Genomic DNA, 214 nt, shown 5'->3' with positions numbered 1-214 from the left:
AGACCCAGTATTCGGTAAATTACGGACTGATCATGGCGGGATCACTGATTACATTTATTTTTCCGTTTATTTTGTACATTTTCCTCCAGAAGCAGTTCGTACAGGGAATTGCTCTTGGAGGAGTGAAAGGATAACAGGAGGATTACATGAAACTGATCGTAAAGGATACAAAATTGCAGGAAACCTCGGAGATTCTGCTAAGACACTTTGAGAA

At 40.2% G+C, this 214-nt stretch carries 1 protein-coding gene; it reads left to right on the top strand.

The window, feature by feature from the left end; translation table 11 throughout:
* On the top strand, window positions 1–211 hold a 211-nt coding region (locus HJY11_RS15745), incomplete at its 5' end, for a hypothetical protein (RefSeq protein ID WP_208076557.1).
* Between the last annotated feature and the right edge of the window lie 3 nt (window positions 212–214).

The organism is Bittarella massiliensis (ex Durand et al. 2017), assembly GCF_017566145.1.
Classification (GTDB): domain Bacteria; phylum Bacillota; class Clostridia; order Oscillospirales; family Ruminococcaceae; genus Bittarella; species Bittarella massiliensis_A.
Note: the sequence above shows the minus strand (reverse complement) of the source record. Positions and strands in the feature narration are given on the sequence as shown.